18 protein-coding genes are annotated in these 17,134 nt (G+C 73.4%); 6 read left to right on the plus strand and 12 right to left on the minus strand.

What is annotated here, in order from left to right:
* Positions 1–381 (minus strand): hypothetical protein, encoded by a 381-nt coding sequence (locus J3P41_RS06635; protein WP_210649407.1) that lies wholly within the window; start codon positions 379–381, stop codon positions 1–3.
* Between the two features lie 144 nt (positions 382–525).
* Here J3P41_RS06635 and J3P41_RS06640 point away from each other — a divergent pair, with 144 nt between their 5' ends.
* The 3 genes from J3P41_RS06640 (at position 526) to J3P41_RS06650 (ending at position 3,494) form a co-directional block, all read left to right on the plus strand.
* Positions 526–1,629, plus strand: coding sequence for a hypothetical protein (locus tag J3P41_RS06640; protein WP_210649408.1), 1,104 nt, complete (start codon positions 526–528; stop codon positions 1,627–1,629).
* Positions 1,626–2,027, plus strand: coding sequence for a hypothetical protein (locus J3P41_RS06645; protein WP_210649409.1), 402 nt, complete (start codon positions 1,626–1,628; stop codon positions 2,025–2,027). The genes J3P41_RS06640 and J3P41_RS06645 overlap by 4 nt, the downstream gene beginning before the upstream one ends.
* 108 nt (positions 2,028–2,135) lie before the next feature.
* The gene (locus J3P41_RS06650) at positions 2,136–3,494 is read left to right on the plus strand and encodes a glycoside hydrolase domain-containing protein (RefSeq protein WP_210649410.1); all 1,359 of its coding nucleotides are present in this window, start codon (positions 2,136–2,138) and stop codon (positions 3,492–3,494) included.
* Positions 3,495–3,563: 69 nt separating this feature from the next.
* On the opposite strand, the gene J3P41_RS06655 is transcribed toward J3P41_RS06650, so the two are convergent.
* From J3P41_RS06655 to purS, 3 genes are read right to left on the minus strand one after another with little or no spacing between them, the layout of a single operon-like run.
* Complete coding sequence (locus tag J3P41_RS06655; protein ID WP_307861853.1) at positions 3,564–4,019, minus strand: DUF3817 domain-containing protein; 456 nt, start codon at positions 4,017–4,019, stop codon at positions 3,564–3,566.
* Positions 4,016–4,684 (minus strand): phosphoribosylformylglycinamidine synthase subunit PurQ, encoded by a 669-nt coding sequence (purQ, locus tag J3P41_RS06660; protein WP_210649779.1) that lies wholly within the window; start codon positions 4,682–4,684, stop codon positions 4,016–4,018. The genes J3P41_RS06655 and purQ overlap by 4 nt, the downstream gene beginning before the upstream one ends.
* Before the next feature lie 2 nt (positions 4,685–4,686).
* Entirely contained in the window at positions 4,687–4,968 is a 282-nt protein-coding gene (gene purS, locus J3P41_RS06665; protein ID WP_210649780.1) for a phosphoribosylformylglycinamidine synthase subunit PurS, read from the minus strand.
* Positions 4,969–5,117: 149 nt separating this feature from the next.
* Between purS and J3P41_RS06670 the strand changes: the two genes are divergently transcribed.
* On the plus strand, positions 5,118–5,945 hold the full coding sequence (locus J3P41_RS06670) for a DUF72 domain-containing protein (RefSeq protein WP_210649411.1): 828 nt from the start codon (positions 5,118–5,120) through the stop codon (positions 5,943–5,945).
* A gap of 245 nt (positions 5,946–6,190) precedes the next feature.
* On the opposite strand, the gene J3P41_RS06675 is transcribed toward J3P41_RS06670, so the two are convergent.
* From J3P41_RS06675 to J3P41_RS06695, 5 genes are read right to left on the minus strand one after another with little or no spacing between them, the layout of a single operon-like run.
* Positions 6,191–6,376: a hypothetical protein gene (locus tag J3P41_RS06675; RefSeq protein ID WP_246861472.1), complete on the minus strand. Its 186-nt coding sequence runs from the start codon at positions 6,374–6,376 to the stop codon at positions 6,191–6,193.
* The gene (locus tag J3P41_RS06680) at positions 6,376–7,941 is read right to left on the minus strand and encodes a long-chain fatty acid--CoA ligase (RefSeq protein ID WP_210649412.1); all 1,566 of its coding nucleotides are present in this window, start codon (positions 7,939–7,941) and stop codon (positions 6,376–6,378) included. The genes J3P41_RS06675 and J3P41_RS06680 overlap by 1 nt, the downstream gene beginning before the upstream one ends.
* A gap of 46 nt (positions 7,942–7,987) precedes the next feature.
* Positions 7,988–8,425: an SRPBCC family protein gene (locus J3P41_RS06685; RefSeq protein WP_210649413.1), complete on the minus strand. Its 438-nt coding sequence runs from the start codon at positions 8,423–8,425 to the stop codon at positions 7,988–7,990.
* Position 8,426: 1 nt separating this feature from the next.
* The gene (locus J3P41_RS06690) at positions 8,427–9,320 is read right to left on the minus strand and encodes a phosphoribosylaminoimidazolesuccinocarboxamide synthase (RefSeq protein ID WP_210649414.1); all 894 of its coding nucleotides are present in this window, start codon (positions 9,318–9,320) and stop codon (positions 8,427–8,429) included.
* A gap of 9 nt (positions 9,321–9,329) precedes the next feature.
* Complete coding sequence (locus J3P41_RS06695) at positions 9,330–9,905, minus strand: antibiotic biosynthesis monooxygenase (RefSeq protein WP_210649415.1); 576 nt, start codon at positions 9,903–9,905, stop codon at positions 9,330–9,332.
* A 116-nt stretch (positions 9,906–10,021) separates the two neighbouring features.
* On the opposite strand from J3P41_RS06695, the gene J3P41_RS06700 reads away from it, so the two are divergent.
* Positions 10,022–11,476, plus strand: coding sequence for an MFS transporter (locus J3P41_RS06700; protein WP_307861854.1), 1,455 nt, complete (start codon positions 10,022–10,024; stop codon positions 11,474–11,476).
* A gap of 124 nt (positions 11,477–11,600) precedes the next feature.
* Here J3P41_RS06700 and purB read toward each other — a convergent pair whose 3' ends face one another.
* From purB to purD, 3 genes are read right to left on the minus strand one after another with little or no spacing between them, the layout of a single operon-like run.
* Complete coding sequence (gene purB, locus J3P41_RS06705) at positions 11,601–13,028, minus strand: adenylosuccinate lyase (RefSeq protein WP_210649416.1); 1,428 nt, start codon at positions 13,026–13,028, stop codon at positions 11,601–11,603.
* A complete protein-coding gene (locus J3P41_RS19210; RefSeq protein WP_210649417.1) occupies positions 13,025–13,582 on the minus strand; it encodes a DUF402 domain-containing protein in 558 nt (185 codons plus the stop codon). Before J3P41_RS19210 ends, purB begins: the two co-directional genes overlap by 4 nt.
* Positions 13,575–14,843 carry a phosphoribosylamine--glycine ligase gene (gene purD / locus J3P41_RS06715; protein ID WP_210649418.1) on the minus strand — a complete coding sequence of 423 codons (1,269 nt, stop codon included), beginning with the start codon at positions 14,841–14,843 and terminating at the stop codon, positions 13,575–13,577. Before purD ends, J3P41_RS19210 begins: the two co-directional genes overlap by 8 nt.
* Before the next feature lie 135 nt (positions 14,844–14,978).
* Between purD and J3P41_RS06720 the strand changes: the two genes are divergently transcribed.
* Complete coding sequence (locus J3P41_RS06720) at positions 14,979–17,123, plus strand: serine/threonine-protein kinase (RefSeq protein ID WP_210649419.1); 2,145 nt, start codon at positions 14,979–14,981, stop codon at positions 17,121–17,123.
* The last annotated feature ends 11 nt before the right edge of the window (positions 17,124–17,134 follow it).

Here is a 17,134-nt window from a genome sequence, read left to right on the forward strand (position 1 = left end):
TCAACGGCCCCCCGCCCCGGGGAGGCGGCCGAAGCCGCCGTGGCCGAGCGTGTGAGCGGCTCGGTCGAGCTCGGCGGCGACCGTGTCGTCGGCGCGCACGGCGTCGTGTGCGGCCTCGACCAACGAGGAGACGCCGAGACCCAGCGCGTCCGCCACGGCGGCGACGACCTCCCCCGCGTCGAGCAGCGAGTCGGCGTACGACGCGGCGACGTTGCGCACGCCCTGGGCGTCGCCCAGCGCGTCGCACGCTCCCGTCAGGTCGTCCAGGGCGGTGGCCCAGTCCTGGCGCATCGCGGCCAGGACGCTGTCGCAGGACGCGGCCAGCTCGACCAGCCTGGTCGGCTCGACCTGCATCAGGACTCGCTTGCCGCTTGCGCTCACTCTCTCGCCCTACCCGCGATCGGGGGCCGCAAACACGTCGGAGACGACCTGTGGGCAAACAGGTGGCGTTGCGCGGTTTCGCGGTGCTCGGTTCGGGGAAGGCGGCTAGACGCCTCGACTCCCCCGGACAGCCCAGGAGCTGCGATGAACGCCGTGATGACCGTCGACCTGTCGGAGCTCGACGCCTGGTCCGCGCAGGTCCAGCGCGCGAGCGACGACCTGACCGGCATCGCCCGCAACGGCGGCCACAGCCTGGTGCAGACCGACTTCGGCCCGATCCTCGAGACGATGATGGGCGCCTACAACGCGCTGCTCCCGTCGGTGGTCCAGTCGCTGGAGGACAACGGCACGGGGATGCGCGACCACGCCGAGGCGCTGCGCGCGACCGCGCGCGACTTCACGCTCACCGAGGACGGCGTCGTGCGTCGCCACAACGCCCGCGGCGTCGACGGCCGCGACGGCTCGAGCAGCTTCTGGGATGTCGCGGACACCACGATCCGCCGGGCCGCACCGACCGAGACCAGCCTGCCGCAGATCAGCCTCGGCTTCCCCTACGACACCGTGTGCGACCTGGTGCGGATGCTCACCGGCTTCGACATCCGCGCCGAGCTCGCCGACCGGATCGGCGGCGACGTGGTCAGCGCGTCCTCGCAGGGCTCGTCGTTCGGCGCCCTGGGCCAGTCGATGTCGGGCGTCGCAGCGAACCTGCGCAGCGGCGGCGAGACGATCTCCAAGACCTGGCAGGGCGGCGCCTCCGACGCCGCGATCAGGCAGATCGGCACCTGGGTGGGGTCGCTCGACCGGCAGGCCGGCCAGCTGGTCCAGATAGGGCAGAACGTCGTGCAGATCTGCCGCGACGCCTGGCAGACCGCGCTGGCGGTGGTGCAGTGCGTGAAGTCGGCCGTCCAGACGGTGTCCTCCGCGCTGGCCACGATGAGCATCCCCGGCGTCGGGTGGGCCCGGGTCGTGCAGGCGGTGTGGCAGGCCTTCCAGGCCGTCATGAAGGCCTACAAGGCGATCATGCGGCTCATCGACGTCCTCAAGCAGGTGGCGTCCTTCATCGAGTCGGTGAAGCGCTTCTTCGACGGCGACAAGGCTCCCGTCTCCACGCCGACCGCCCCCACCGCGACCGGCGCCCCGAGCAGCGTCACCCGCGACCCGTCCTCGGTCGCCACGCCGACGGTCGGGCAGCGTCCCGCCACGCCGGCTCCCCCGGCCCCCGTCGCACCGGTCGCTGCGACGTCATGAGCGAGGAGCTGCGCAGCCAGGCCGAGATCCTCGCCGCGATCACCGAGGCGCGCGAGGGCCTGACGACCAGCCTGGCCGACCTCAAGGCGACGGTCGACCAGCTCGCCGCACGCCCGCTGCTGACCGAGGAGGAGAAGCAGGCGCTCGAGGAGCAGGCCGAGTCCGGCGAGCTCGGGGAGGACATGCAGACCCTGGTCGCCAAGATCAGGGGCGGCGAGGAGACCTGGGAGCGGGTCTTCTCCGGCGAGTCTCCCCACGGCACCCTGCTCCAGGGTCACCTCACGAGGATGTTCGAGGAGCACAAGGAGGACATCGCGCTGGCGTTCGAGGAGCTGGTGGAGCAGGAGGAGGCGAAGGGCAACTTCCTCCTCGACGACGTACCCATCCGCGACGACTGAGTGGCGCCGAGAATTACACATGCGTAGTTCTCTCGAACCGCTGTGACTCGTGTGACTGGTGTGATTCGCTGTCGTCGTTCGCCCTTCCCCGCACTGCTGGAGCAACCGATGCGCCGCGCCCTTGTCCGTACGTTCGTCGCCGCCGCTGCGCTCGTCCTCACCGCCCCGCTGCTCGGCTTCGCGCCGGTGTCCGCCGGCGCGCAGGACGCGTCGCCGCGGCTCGCCTCGCAGCGACAGATCGCGCTCGCCACCCCGGGCGACTTCACCGGCTACGGCTTCGACCAGTGCCTCGCCCCGACCCAGGCGGCCATGAACACGTGGTGGCGCAAGTCCCCGTTCTCGGCCGTCGGCATCTACATCTCCGGCGACTCCCGCGCCTGCCGCTCGCAGCCCAACCTCAGCCCCACGTGGGTGGCCACCCAGGTGGCCCGCGGGTGGCGGCTGCTGCCGATCGCGCTCGGGCCACAGGCCTCGTGCCAGCCGCGGTTCCCCCGCTACGCCGACGACTTCTCCATCTCGCCCAAGCCGGCCGGCGGATACGCCAAGGCCGCCCAGCAGGGCGCGGCGGAGGCCGACAAAAACGCCGCCGACGCGGCGGCGTACGGCATCGGGCCGGGCAGCACGATCTGGTACGACCTCGAAGGGTTCGACCTCGGTGACACCCACTGCCGGGAGTCAGCGCTGGTCTTCGTCTCGCACTGGGTCACCCGGATCAAGCAGCACGGCTACGTCGCCGGCTTCTACTCCAGCGCGAGCTCGGGCATCAAGATGCTGGACGACGCCCGCACGCAGCGCCCCGGGCAGTTCGCGCTGCCGGACCGCATCTGGATCGCCCGCTGGGACGGGCAGGCCAACACCTCCACGACCTACATCGGCGAGGACGGCTGGCGGCCCGGCGGCCGGATGAAGCAGTACCGCGGCGGCCACGACGAGACGTGGGGCGGCGTGACGATCAACATCGACAGCAACTTCATCGACCTCGGCGCCGGGTCGGTGCCGCGTCCCGAGGGCCGCTGCCCCGGCACCCGGCTCGGCTTCTGGAAGTACCCCGCGCTGTCGCCGGGCACCACCAAGGCGACCCGCGTCAAGGTGCTGCAGTGCCTGCTCACCGAGCAGGGCACCTACGCCGGCCCGCTCGACGGGGCGTACGACGCGGAGACGATCGCGGCCGCCCGCGCCTGGCAGGCGGCCCGGAAGTTCACGCCGACCGACACCTTCGCCAAGCGGCACTGGACCGCGCTGCTCGCCGCGGGCGCCCGTACGACGATCAAGCGCGGCTCGGTCGACGAGTCGGTGTACCGCCTGCAGCGCGCGCTCAACGCTGCCGGCGCGGGACGGTTCCGCGCGAGCGGCGTCTTCGACGCCAAGACCGAGGCGGCGGTGAAGACGTACCAGTCGCGGCTGCGCATCCCGGTCTCGGGCGTCGCGACGGCCCAGACCTGGAACAAGCTCCAGCAGGGCCGCTGAGGCCGCTGCTCGCAGGCCCGCCGCTCACGCGGGGCTCGGGCCGGACGGGATCAGGCGGGCCGGACGGGATCAGGCCGGCGGACCCACGAGCAGCGCCACGCCGGTGAGGCCGACGACCGCGAGCACGCCGACGAGGGCACCCTGGGCGGGGCGACGCAGCAGGAAGGCGGCCACGCGCTCGACAGGACCGGCGGGCGCGGTGGACCGCAGCCGCCAGTCCTCGCCGAGCAGGCCGCTGCGCTCGGCCCAGCGCTCGAACGGGACGGTGGCGAACGGCGGCACCGCGGCGAGCAGGCCCAGGACCAGCCGGCTCAACGGCCAGCGCTGGTCGACCCACAGCAGCACCGTGACCAGGCAGTAGGCGATGAACACGACGCCGTGCACCATGCCGAACACCTGCACGCCGAGCTCCGTCGTGCGGGTGACGTACTTGAGGAACATGCCCGTCAGCAGCAGGGCCCAGGTCACCGCCTCCGCGACGGCGACCGCGCGGTAGAGGCGGGCCGGCGTCACGCGGGTGCTCACGCGAAGGCCTGCGCGGCGAGCGAGGTGAAGAACCCCAGCCCGTCGGTGCCGGGACCGTAGAGGTCCTCGACGGCGTGCTCGGGGTGCGGCATGAGCCCGACGACGTTGCCGCGCTCGTTGGAGACGCCCGCGATGGCGCGCATCGAGCCGTTGGGGTTGTCGTCGAGGTAGCGGGCCACCACGAGCCCCTCGCCCTCGAGCCGGTCGAGCGTCGCCTCGTCCGCGACGTACCCGCCCTCGCCGTTCTTCAGCACGATCGTGACCTCCTGGCCCGGGGCGTACGCCGAGGTCCAGGGGGTGTCGACGCGCTCCATCCGCAGGCGCTGGTCGACGCACACGAACCGGCGGTGGTCGTTGCGGATCAGGGCGCCGGGGAGCAGGTGGGACTCGCACAGGATCTGGAAGCCGTTGCAGATGCCGAGCACCGGAAGCCCCCGGCCCGCGGCCTCGACGATCGCCGTCATCACCGGCGCGAAGCGAGAGATGGCGCCGCAGCGGAGGTAGTCGCCGTAGGAGAACCCGCCGGGCAGCACGACCGCGTCGACGCCCTTGAGGTCCGCGTCGCCGTGCCAGAGCGCGACGGCCTCGTGGCCGCCGATGGTGACCGCGCGGCGCGCGTCGACGTCGTCGAGCGAGCCGGGGAACGTGACGACGCCGACCTTCATGCTCATCGACCGGCCTCCGCGGCGACCTCGGCGACGGACTGGTCCTCGACGTGGACCTCGTAGTCCTCGATGACGGGGTTGGACAGCAGCGTCTCGGCGACCCGGTCGATCTCGGCGAGCACCTCGTCGGTGATCTCCCCCTCGATCTCCAGCTCGAACCGCTTGCCCTGGCGGACGTCGCTCACACGGTCGAACCCGAGGCGCGGCAGCGCGCCGAGCACGGCCTTGCCCTGGGGGTCGAGGATCTCGGGCTTGGGCATGACGTCGACGACGACTCGGGCCACGGGGTGCTCCTGGCGAGAGGTGGGGTCTGGCACGGTCGATTCTAGAGAGCCGGGCCGCCACGACCTACTTCGGGCATGGACTGCGGACGCCCCGGGTACGGCGCCGGCGACGGACGAGGGCGGCGACGGGCGAGGAGACGGCGGGCGGCATGGCGCGGATCGGCATCTCGGGCTGGCGGTACGCCGGGTGGCGCGGGCAGTTCTACCCGCCCGGGCTGCCGCAGCGGCGCGAGCTCGAGTACGCCGCCGAGCGGATGAGCACCGTCGAGGTCAACGGCTCCTTCTACTCCCTGCAGCGGCCGTCGAGCTGGCACTCGTGGGCCGAGCAGGTGCCGGCCGACTTCGTGTTCTCGGTCAAGGGGCCTCGGTTCGTCACCCACATGAAGAAGCTCGTCGACGTGGAGACGCCGCTGGGCACGTTCTTCGCCTCCGGCGTCCTGTCGCTCGGGCCCCGCCTCGGCCCCCTGCTGTGGCAGCTGCCCCCCAACCTCGGCTTCCACCCCGACCGTCTCGCGGCGTTCTTCGACCTGCTGCCGCGCACCACGGGCGAGGCGTCGGCGTACGCCGCGGCGCACCACGACGCGACCAAGCTCAAGGAGCCCGCCGACACCGCGACGCCCCTCGACCGGCCGCTGCGCCACGTGCTGGAGGTGCGGCACCTGTCGTTCCGCACGCCGGAGTTCTGCGAGCTGCTGCGCGCCCACGACATCGGCATGGTGGTCGCCGACTCCGCGGGGACGTGGCCGATGTTCGACGAGATCACCAGCGACGTGGCGTACGTCCGCCTGCACGGCGACACCGAGCTCTACGCCAGCGGCTACTCCGAGGCGGCGCTGGACCACTGGGCGGCGAAGGTGCGCGCCTGGGAGTCGGCCGGCCTCGACGTGTACGTGTACTTCGACAACGACGCCAAGGTGCACGCGCCCTTCGACGCGATCTCGCTCATGGAGCGGCTCGGGAGCTCGGCGGCGGGGTGACGGCTGGCTGGCGGAGCCGGCCGGGGCGGGGCCGGGCCGGTCGGGCCTGGGGCCGGGCGGGGCCGGGGGCGGGCCGGGGGGTCGAGCCGGGGCCGGCTCGCAGGCAGGGGTTACCCGCCCAAACTTGCGGTTACCGGCCGAAACTTCGGGGGTGAGGCTCGAGGATCCCCGGCTAGCCGGGGATCGCTGCAAGGGGGATCGCCGCAAGCGAGGATCGCTGCAAGCGGAGGCAACCGCAGGGACGGCTACTCGCGGCGACGGGCCGCGACGACGACCAGGGCGACGCCGAGGCCGGCGACGAGCGGGCCGAGGATCGCCCAGACAGCCTGGTCGGTCATCGGGCTCCCCTCGAGGTAGCCCAGGCCCTGGGCGGTCCAGACCGCGCCGGCCAGCACCATCACCACGCCGAGGGCGACGAGGAGCGCGCGCATCAGTCGAGCTCGCGCTTCAGGATCTTGCCGGTCGCGGTCATCGGGAGCGCGTCGACGAACTCCACGATGCGCGGGTACTTGTAGGCCGCCATCTGCTCCTTTGCCCACTCGACCAGCTCGTCCTCGGTGACGGTGGCGCCGTCCGTGCGGATGACGACGGCCTTGATCTCCTCGCCGTGCCGGTCGTGGGGTACGCCGATGACGGCGGCGAGGGACACGTCCGGGTGCGTCAGCAGCACCTCCTCGACCTCGCGCGGATAGACGTTGTAGCCGCCGCGGATGATCATGTCCTTGGACCGGTCGACGATGTAGTACCAGCCGTCGGCGTCCTTGCGCGCGAGGTCGCCGGAGCGGAACCAGCCGTCGACGATGGCCTCGGCGGTGGCCTCCGGCCGGCCGTGGTAGCCCTTCATCACGTTGGGTCCCTTGATGGCGATCTCGCCGACGACGTCCTCACCGTCCGGAAGGTCCTCGCGGACGCCGGGCTGCGGGCTGATCAGCTTCATCTCCACGCCGGGGATGGGTACGCCGATGGAGCCGACCCGCACCGGCTCGCCGTAGACGGAGAAGCTGGCGACGGGCGAGGTCTCGGACAGCCCGTAGCCCTCCAGGATCGTCACGCCGAAGCGGCGCTCGAACTCCTTGTGCACCTCGACCGGCAGCGCCGAGCCGCCGGCGACGGCGACGCGCACCTGGGCGGCGACCTGCTGGACGTCGACGCCAGAGTCGTCGAGCGCGCCGAGCAGTCCCCAGTACATGGTGGGCACGCCGGCGAAGAAGGTGACGCGCTCGCGGGCCATCAGAGCCAGCGCGGACGCGGCGTCGAAGCGGGGCAGCAGCACGATGGTGCCGCCGAACGCGAAGCCGGCGTTCATGATGACCGTCTGGCCGAACGAGTGGAACAGCGGCAGCACGCACAGGAGCGTGTCCGGCCGACCGGGGTCGGCGTCGAACAGCTGGTCGCTGACCAGCGCGTTGGAGATCATGTTGCTGTGCATCAGCTCGGCGCCCTTGGGCTGGCCGGTGGTGCCGGAGGTGTAGAGGATGACCGCGGTGTCGTCGGGGCGCACCTCGCGGGTCTCGAAGACCCGGGACTGGCCCGCCAGGGCCCGGCCCAGCGTCTCGGTGCCCTCGATCGGCGACTCCGCGGCCGGGTCGACGGTGATCACGAGGAAGTGCTCGCAGCCGTCGGTCTCCTCGAACCCGGCGTGCCCCTCGGCGCCGATGGGCAGGTCGGGGGTGCCCTGGAAGCAGACGTACGCCTTCGCGCCGGAGTCCGCGAGGTGGTAGGCGACCTCGCGTCCCTTGAGCAGCACGTTGAGCGGGACGACGGTCGCACCCGCCTTGAGGATGCCGTAGTAGACGATCGGGAACCACGGCAGGTTGGGGCAGCTGAGCGCGACCTTGTCGCCGGGCTCGATGCCGCGCGAGACCAGCAGGTTGGCCACCTGGTTGGCGGCGGCGTCGACCTGCCCGTACGTCAGGCGCGTGTCCCCCAGCACCAGCGCCGTACGGTCCGGGTGGGACGCGGCGGATCCTTCGAGCAGGGACGCGAGGTTGGGCATCGTGGGCGCTCCGGGGGTGAGGGACGGTCGGCCTGGAGCAGTCAACCTAGCCGGGCGAGGTGCGCTGCGACAGGATCCGCCCGGCCCTGCGCAGGTCCGCGCCGATCGCGCGCGAGGCGAGCAGCCCGGCGGCGGTCGCCGGGAGCGACCAGGCGCCCCGGCCGGTGACCTCGCCCTCGGCGCGGACCCGGCAGCCGGCCGGCAGCTCGGTGAAGTGCAGCGTCAAGGTGGCGCTCACCCCGCGCCAGCGGCCCCGCTCGCCCCACAGCCGGAACGGCGCGAGATCGGTGGTCTCGAGGTGGGGACGGACGCCGACCGAGGTCGTCTCGCGCCACGTCTGGCCCAGGTGCGGCTCCTCGTCGGCCGGGACCTCGACCGAGCGCAGCGACGACTGCCACTCGGGGCGGTGGCGCGGGTCGCACAGGTAGCGGAACGCGACCTCGGCGGAGACGGGAAGCTCCACCGTGGCCGCGATCCGGGGCACCTCAGAACCTCTCGCCCGTGAGCAGCTCGTAAGCCTCGACGTACCTCGCCCGGGTGCGCTCGACCACCGCCGGGGGCAGCGGCGGCGGCGCCTCGCCCGAGGCGCGGTCCCACCCGGACTCGCGGGTCAGCCAGTCGCGCACGACCTGCTTGTCGTACGACGCCTGGGCCCGGCCCGGCTCCCAGTCGTCCGCGGGCCAGAAGCGGCTCGAGTCGGGGGTGAGCACCTCGTCGCCGAGGATCGTCGTGCCGTCGGCCCGCCGGCCGAACTCCAGCTTGGTGTCGGCCAGGATGATGCCGCGCTCGCGGGCGAGGTCGTGGGCGGTGTCGTAGACCCGCATGGTGAGGGCGCGCAGCTCGGCGGCCGCGTCGGCGCCGACCGCGGCGACGACCGCCTCGTAGTCGACGTTCTCGTCGTGGTCGCCCAGGTCGGCCTTGGTGGCGGGGGTGAAGACCGGCTCCGGCAGGCGGCTGCCGTCCTGGAGACCGGCCGGCAGCGCGATGCCGCACACCTCGCCGGTGCGCTCGTAGTCGAGCAGGCCCGACCCGGTGAGGTAGCCGCGGGCCACGCACTCGACGGGGAACATCTCCAGCCGCTCGACGACGACGGCTCGACCGGCCACCGAGGCCGGCACGTCGGTCGACACCACGTGGTTGCCGACGATCCCGGCCAGCTGCTCGAACCACCACAGCGACATCCGGGTCAGGACCTCGCCCTTGTCGGGGATCGTGGAGTCGAGCACGAAGTCGTAGGCGGAGATGCGGTCGCTGGCGACCATCAGCAGCCGGCCCTCGTGCTCCCCGGAGTCGATGCGGTAGAGGTCGCGCACCTTCCCCGAGTGCAGGTGCGTCGTGCCCTCGATCTCGGGGGCGTCGGGGATGTCGATCTCGGCCACGCGAGGAGCCTATCGAGCAGCGCCGGCCGAGCGCCGCCCGGCGAGCCACCAGTTCATCCGGCGCGTGAGCCACGGCAGCACGACGTACGTCATGAGCGGTGTCATCACCATGATCGTCACCAGCACGCGCAGCACGAGCGGCCAGTCGGTGAGCGGGGTGTGGCCCACGACGTAGTTGACCGCCAGGCTCAGCGGGTAGAAGCCCATGAAGATCACGATCATCTGCTTCCACCGCGGCGGCGCCACCGGAGCCGCGCTCAGCGCCTCCACCGACGCGGGCTCGTCGAACCAGCCCTCGATGCCCGTACGCCGCTCGCGACGCTTCTCCTCGACGCTGCCTTGCGCGGCCTCGAGCCACCAGGCGCGCTGCGGGGACGCCTCCCACGCCGCGAGGGACTCGGCGTCGGCGAAGCGGTAGAGCATGTGCCACTCCGCGGAGTCCTCGCTCGGGCGCACCCAGCCCGAGCCGAGGAACCCGTCGAACCTCTCGGCCAGCGACGTGCCCGCCTGCACCCAGGCGAGCATCTCGCTGGAGCGGGAGGGGTCGACGTGACGGGTCACGGACACGGTGACGGGCGCGGTCATGCGCACAGTCTCGGGCGCACGCCGGTGCGGGGTGAAGCCGGCGCGGACGAGATCCCGGCCACGTTGGCGCGGGACCGCCCGCCGGCGCCGTGGACGCCGGTGGCAGGCTGGCGAAGGTGACCCAGCGCGAGCAGGCGGACGCCGCAGCCCCCGACGAGCCGGCGTACGAGCCGGACCCGCGACGCTGGCGGGTGCTCGCCGTCTCGCTGGTCGTGGGCTTCATGTCGCTGCTCGACGTCACCATCGTCAACGTCGCGGTCCCCTCGATCCGCTCGAGCCTCGACACGTCGGCGGCGACGATCCAGTGGGTGGTGTCGGGGTACGCCCTCGCGTTCGGCATGACCCTGGTCGCGGGCGGCCGGCTCGGCGACGCCCACGGTCGGCGCCGGATGATGACCATCGGGCTGCTCGGCTTCATCGTGTCGAGCGCCGCCGTCGGCCTCGCGCCCAACGCGGCCGCGATCGTCGTCGCGCGGCTGGTCCAGGGCGCCAGCGCCGGGCTGCTGACGCCGCAGAACTCCGGGCTCATCCAGCAGCTCTTCCGCGGCGAGGAGCGCGGCCGGGCGTTCGGCATGTTCGGCTTCACCGTGGCGGTCGCCTCGGCCACCGGCCCGCTCATCGGCGGGGCGCTGATCGGCCTGCTCGGCGAGGAGAACGGCTGGCGCTCGCTGTTCCTCGTCAACGTGCCGATCGGCCTCGTGGCGCTGGTGCTGATCCATCGGATGGTGCCGGACAACGACGCGGGAGCCGCCGGGCAGGGGGACGCGGAGAAGGACCCCCGCGTCGACCTGGTCGGGGCGGCGCTGCTCGGCCTCGCCGTCCTGGCGGTGCTCCTGCCGCTCATCAGCCTCGAGGGCGGCGTCGGCCTGCCGCTGGTGCTGCTGGTGGCGTTCCCACCGCTGGCCTGGGCGTTCGCCCGGTGGGAGGCGCGGACCGTACGTCTCGGCCGGCCGCCGCTGCTCGACGTGTCGCTGCTGCGCGGCCTGCCGGGGTACGCCAACGGCCTGCTCGTCGGCACCCTCTACTTCACCGGGTTCACCGGGATCTTCCTGGTGCTGTCGGTGCACCTGCAGGACGGCGAGGGGTTCTCGCCGCTCCACGCGGCCCTGCTGATGACCCCGTTCGCCGTCGGCGCCGCGACCACCTCCCCCGTGGCGGGGAGGCTGGTGGGCAGGATCGGGCGGCGGGTCACCCTCCTCGCGCTGTCGGTGATGATGACCGGCACCGCGCTCGCGGCCTGGCTGGTGACCCAGCCCACCGACCGGCTGTGGTGGACCCTCGCCCCGGCGATGTTCCTCGCGGGCATCGGCGGCGGGGGCGTGATCTCCCCCAACTTCACGCTCACGCTCGCCGAGGTCCCGCCGCGCATGGGCGGAGCGGCCGGCGGAGCCCTGCAGACCGGGCAGCGGATCGGCTCCGCGCTCGGCGCGGCCCTGCTGATGACGGTCTACCAGGCGGTCGACGCGGTGGCGTCAGCACCGGTCGCGGCGCGCTCGGCCCTGCTCGCGGCACTCCTCGTGCTGTCGGTCGCCCTCGCCGCCGCCGTCCGCTCGTGGCGGCTCGGCGACTGACGGCTCCTCGGTCTCGAGGAATCCCCGGCTGCCCGGGGATCCCCGAGCTTGTCGGCCCTTGCACGGCCTGACCACCTACGGGAAGGCCTGACAACCTCGGGCTGCGACGCCGGAGAGCGACGACTCAGAGGATCGCGCCGGGGACGTACGCCGCCGCGGCCGGGTGGCGCGCGGCCAGCGCCTCGACGCGCGCGACCACGGCCCGGGTCTGGGCCACCGCGGCCCCGGTGAACTCGATCGGGTCGGCGACGAGGGCGTCGATCTGGTCGCGGCTGAGCCCGAGCCGCTCGTCGGCGGCGAGCTTGGCGAACACGTCGTTGTCGGCCTGGCCGCCGCGCATCGCCAGCGCGGTGCCGACCGCCGCCTCCTTGATCGCCTCGTGGGCGGCCTCGCGACCCACGCCGTTGCGCACCGCCGCCATCAGGACCTTGGTGGTGGTGAGGAAGGGCAGGTAGCGGTCCAGCTCGCGCTGGACGACCGCCGGGAACACGCCGAACTCGTCGAGGACGGTGAGGAAGGTCTGGAAGAGCCCGTCGGTGGCGAAGAACGCGTCGGGCAGCGCGACGCGGCGCACGACCGAGTCCGAGACGTCGCCCTCGTTCCACTGGTCGCCGGCGAGCTCGCCGACCATCGAGACGTGGCCGCGCACGATCACCGCCAGGCCGTTGACCCGCTCGCAGGAGCGGCTGTTCATCTTGTGCGGCATCGCGGACGAGCCGACCTGGCCCTCCTTGAAGCCCTCGGTCACCAGCTCGTTGCCGGCCATCAGCCGCACGGTGGTCGCCAGGTTGGACGGCCCGGCCACCAGCTGCGCCAGGGCCGTGACGACCTCGTAGTCGAGGGAGCGCGGGTAGACCTGACCGACGCTGGTCAGCACGTGCTCGAAGCCGAGGTGGGCGGCCACGCGGCGCTCCAGCTCGTCGAGGCGCGAGGCGTCGCCGTCGAGCAGGTCGAGCATGTCCTGGGCGGTGCCCATCGGACCCTTGACCCCGCGCAGGGGGTAGCGCGCGAGGAGCTCCTCGATGCGCTGGACGGCGACGAGCATCTCGTCGGCGACCGTCGCGAAGCGCTTGCCGAGGGTCGTCGCCTGGGCGGCGACGTTGTGCGAGCGGCCCGCCATCACCGTCACCTCGTGCTCGGCGGCGAGCCGGGCCAGCCGCACCAGGGCGGCGACCGCGCGGTCGCGCACGACCTCGAGCGAGCGGCGTACCTGCAGCTGCTCGACGTTCTCGGTCAGGTCGCGCGAGGTCATCCCCTTGTGGATGTGCTCGTGACCGGCGAGCGCGGAGAACTCCTCGATGCGCGCCTTGACGTCGTGGCGGGTGACCCGCTCGCGGGCGGCGATCGAGTCGAGGTCGACGTCGTCGACGACCGACTCGTAGGCCTCGACGACGCCGTCGGGCACGTCGATGCCGAGGTCGCGCTGCGCCTCGAGCACCGCCAGCCAGAGCCGGCGCTCGAGGACGATCTTGTGCTCGGGCGACCAGATCGCGGCGAGGTCGGCGCCGGCGTAGCGGGTGGCAAGCACGTTGGGGACTGCGGGAACGCTCACGGCGCGATCCTCCCATCCGCGGGCGCCCAGCCGTCCCACGGCGCCCACCAGCGGTCGTCGCGGTCGAGCAGCGCCGCCACCTCGGCGGCGGCGGCGAGCACGGCGAGCAGCTCGTCGTGGGTGATGCGGCCGGAGGCGAGCGAGGGCGCCAGGTCCTGCACGTCCTTCCACCGCCACGGGCCGTCGTGCGGGACCACGATGTCGAGCTGCAGGTCGTTGACGTCGACGCCGTCGGCGGTGCGCACCACGGGCGTCTCGAAGTTGACGTACCAGGTGCCGGGGCCGTCGGCGTCGAAGAACCTCCACACCGAGTACCAGTCGCCGGTGCGTCGCAGCTTGAGCACGGTCGTGCCGCTCCACGCGTCGAGGTGACCCCACGGGTGCGGGAACGGGTGCGGCGGGAAGGTCAGCGGCGTGCCGTCCGGCTGGACGGTGGCGAGGACCCGGCCGTCGTCGCTGATCACCCGCTCGGACCACGACGCCCACTCGGCGCCGTGCAGCACCTCACGCACCCGGACGTCGGTCCCGGGCGCGAAGGGCGGCTGCTCAGCCACGCGACGCCGCGCCCTCGACGACGCCGAGCGGCTCGCTCGCGATGTCGCGGCGCCACTGGGCGCCGGGGAAGCCGATGCTGGCCACGCCCTCGTACGCCTTGGCGCGGGCGTCGGCGACGTCGGCGCCGACGGCCCGCACGGCCAGCACCCGGCCGCCGGCGGTCACCAGGCCGGCGTCGGTGCACGCCGTGCCGGCGTGGATGACGTCGACGTCGGGCTCCCCTGCCAGCGTCTCGGTGCCGACGATGACGTCCCCCGTGCTCGATCCCGCGGGATAGCCGGCGCTCGCCATCACCACGGAGACCGACGCGCCCGCCGCGAAGGTCGGCTCCGGGACACCGGCCAGGTCGCCGTCCGCGGCGGCCTTGAGCAGCGCGCCGAGCGGCGAGGTGAGCAGCGCCAGGACCGGCTGCACGTCGGGGTCGCCGAAGCGGCAGTTGAACTCGATGACCCGGGGTCCGGCCGCGGTGAGCGCCAGGCCGACGTAGAGGCAGCCGACGAACGGCGCACCGCGCCGGCGCATCTCGGCGAGCGTGGGCTCGACGACCTGCGCCAGCACCGTCTCGACGGTGCCCTCGGGGAGCCAGGTGAGCGGCGCGTAGGACCCCATGCCGCCGGTGTTGGGTCCCCGGCCGCCGTCGAAGACGCGCTTGAAGTCCTGCGCGGGCAGCAGCGGACGGCCCACCTGCCCGTCGCAGACGACGAACAGCGAGAACTCGGGCCCGTCGAGGAACTCCTCCACCACCACCCGCTCGCAGGCCGCGGCGTGCGCGAGCGCCTCGTCGCGGTCGCTGGTGACGACGACGCCCTTGCCGGCCGCCAGGGCGTCGTCCTTGACGACGTAAGGCGCGCCGAAGGTGTCGAGCGCCGCGGCCGTCTCCGCCGGCAGGGTGCACGTGCGCGACCCGGCGGTCGGCACGCCCGCGGCGGCCATGACCTCCTTGCTGAAGGCCTTCGACCCCTCCAGCCGGGCGGCGGCGCGGGACGGGCCGAAGCAGGCGACGCCGGCCTCCCGGACGGCGTCGGCGACCCCGGCCACGAGGGGCGCCTCGGGTCCCACCACGACGAGCTCGGCGCCGACCGCGACGGCGAGGGCGGCGACGGCGGGACCGTCCATCGGGTCGACGTCGTGGAGGGTGGCCACCTCGCCGATGCCCGGGTTGCCCGGGGCGGCGTGGACCTCCCGCACGGCCGGGTCCTTCGCGAGGGCCAGCGCGAGCGCGTGCTCGCGACCGCCGGTGCCGATGACGAGGGTCTTCACGGGCGTCGAGCCTATCGGCGGCACGGCCGGGCTCGGCGACACGCTCAGCCCGTGGTGTCCCAGGTCACGGGATGTTTGCGGGGGCACCGTCGCGGGCAGGCCTTGTCGGTCAGTCGACGAGTCGGAGGAGCGCGCGTGGGGAACAGCAGGGTCATCGGTCCGGGGGACAGCTTCGGTCGCTACCAGGTCGAGCAGCGGCTCGGCGCGGGCGGCATGGGCGTGGTGCACCTCGCGCTCGACACCCAGCTCCAGCGGCGCGTCGCCCTCAAGGTGATGTCCCACCAGATCGCGGACGACGAGGAGCTCCTCGCCCGCTTCCACCGCGAGGCCGAGACGCTGGCGCGGCTCGACTCGCCCCACATCATCACGATCTTCGACCACGGCGACGTCGACGGGACGCCGTACCTCGCGATGCAGTACGTCGCCGGCGGCGACCTCGGCAGCCAGCTCAAGCAGCGGGGACCGGTGCCGACGCCGATGGCGGCGGCGATCTGCGCGCAGGTCGCCGAGGCCCTCCAGGACGCGCACGACGCCGGCATCGTGCACCGCGACGTCAAGCCGGCCAACGTCCTGGTCCGCGACCCCGACGCCGCCGAGCCGTTCGTCTACCTCGGCGACTTCGGCATCGCGCGCGCCCAGGCGGGCGAGGGCCTGACCCGCGCCGGCAGCGTCGCCGGCAGCTGGGCCTATCTCGCGCCCGAGCGCGCCCACGGCGCACCGGCCACGCCCGCCAGCGACGTCTACGCCCTGGGCTGCCTGCTGCACGCGTGCGTCGCCGGCCGCGCTCCCTACGCCGGCTCGGACGTCGAGATGGCGGTCGCCCACGTCAACCAGCCGGTGCCGCAGCTGCCCGGCACCGACGAGGCGACCACCGAGGTCAACCGCGTGCTGCGCCGGGCGATGGCCAAGGACCCCGCCGAGCGCTACCCGTCGGCCGGGGCCATGCGCACCGACCTGCTCGCGCTCGCCCGCTCCGCGCCCGCCAGCCACACCGGCAGCGGGTCGGGCAGCGGGTCCAGCAGCCCCTCGGCACCGGCCGGCCCCGCCGCCGGCTCGTCAGGCGCGACGGGCGACCGTGACGCCGCGGGGCGCGGACGGCGTACGGGCGTGGTCGTCGCAGCCGCTGCCGTGGCACTGGTCGCTGTGGTCGGCGGCACGCTCGGCGTGCGGGCGCTCGCGGGCGACGACGGCGAGGGCGCGGGGGGCTCCGGCAGCGGCGACCGGACGCCCGCCGCGATCGAGGAGCCCGTCGCCGGCGACTGGGACGGCGACGGCCTCGGCGACGTCCGCGTCCACCGGTCCGTGTGGCGTGACGGCGTCGAGGCTCTGCCCGTCGCGCTCCTCGCCTCGGACGGGTCCGCCCTGTCCGAGGCCGAGGAGGACGCCGGCACCATGGAGCGCCCGAAGGCGGGCGACGTCGACGGGGACGGCCGGCTCGACCTGGTCGAGGTCGTCGAGTCCGACGACGACACCGAGGTCGCCGTGACGCTCTGGCGCGGCACCGGCGACGGCGTCGAAGAGCTCGCGCGGCAGACCTTCCGCTGGCGCACCGACTACGGCTTCTACGGCGTCGGCGACTTCGACGGCGACGGCCGCGACGACCTGCTGATGACCCGCAACCGCGGCGAGAGGTTCATGGTCGTCGCCGTGGCCCGCAGCAACGGCGCCGGGTTCGACGAGCCGGTCGAGTACGCCGCGCGCGGCGGCCGTGCCAACGAGGACGACCTCTTCGCGATCGGCGACTTCGACGGAGACGGCCGTGACGACCTCGCAGCGCGCGTGGTCAACGGCGGCGACGAGGTCGGGGTACGGTTCCGGGTGCTGCTCAGCACCGGCGACCGCTTCCGCAAGACGCCCACCGCGCGTCTCGACGACGCGCGCTACGGCGTGGCCGACTACACCGCCGCCGACATCGACGGCGACGGGGCCGACGAGCTCGTGCACCTCATCACCGACCGGTGGGGCGAGGACGAGTACGGCGCGACCCTGGCGGTGCAGCGCTTCACCAACGGCAGCTTCGGCACGCCTGAGGAACTGGTCGCCCCGACGAGCGGCGGTCCCGACTTCCCCTACCTCGACGTGGGCGCGGCCGACGTCGACGGTGACGGCGACGAGGACGTGCTGCGCCTGCACTCCTACGACGACGAGGCGGGCACCGCGCAGGTCGAGGTGTACCTCTCCGACGGCGACGCCGTGCAGGAGCCGCAGGCTTGGGGCGAGGTCCCCTGCACCACCGACGGCTGCGAGGGCGAGAGCGCGGCGCTGGTCTCGAGCGAGTGAGGCCGGCCCGC

The organism is Nocardioides sp. SYSU D00065 (genome assembly GCF_017916425.1).
GTDB lineage: Bacteria > Actinomycetota > Actinomycetes > Propionibacteriales > Nocardioidaceae > Nocardioides.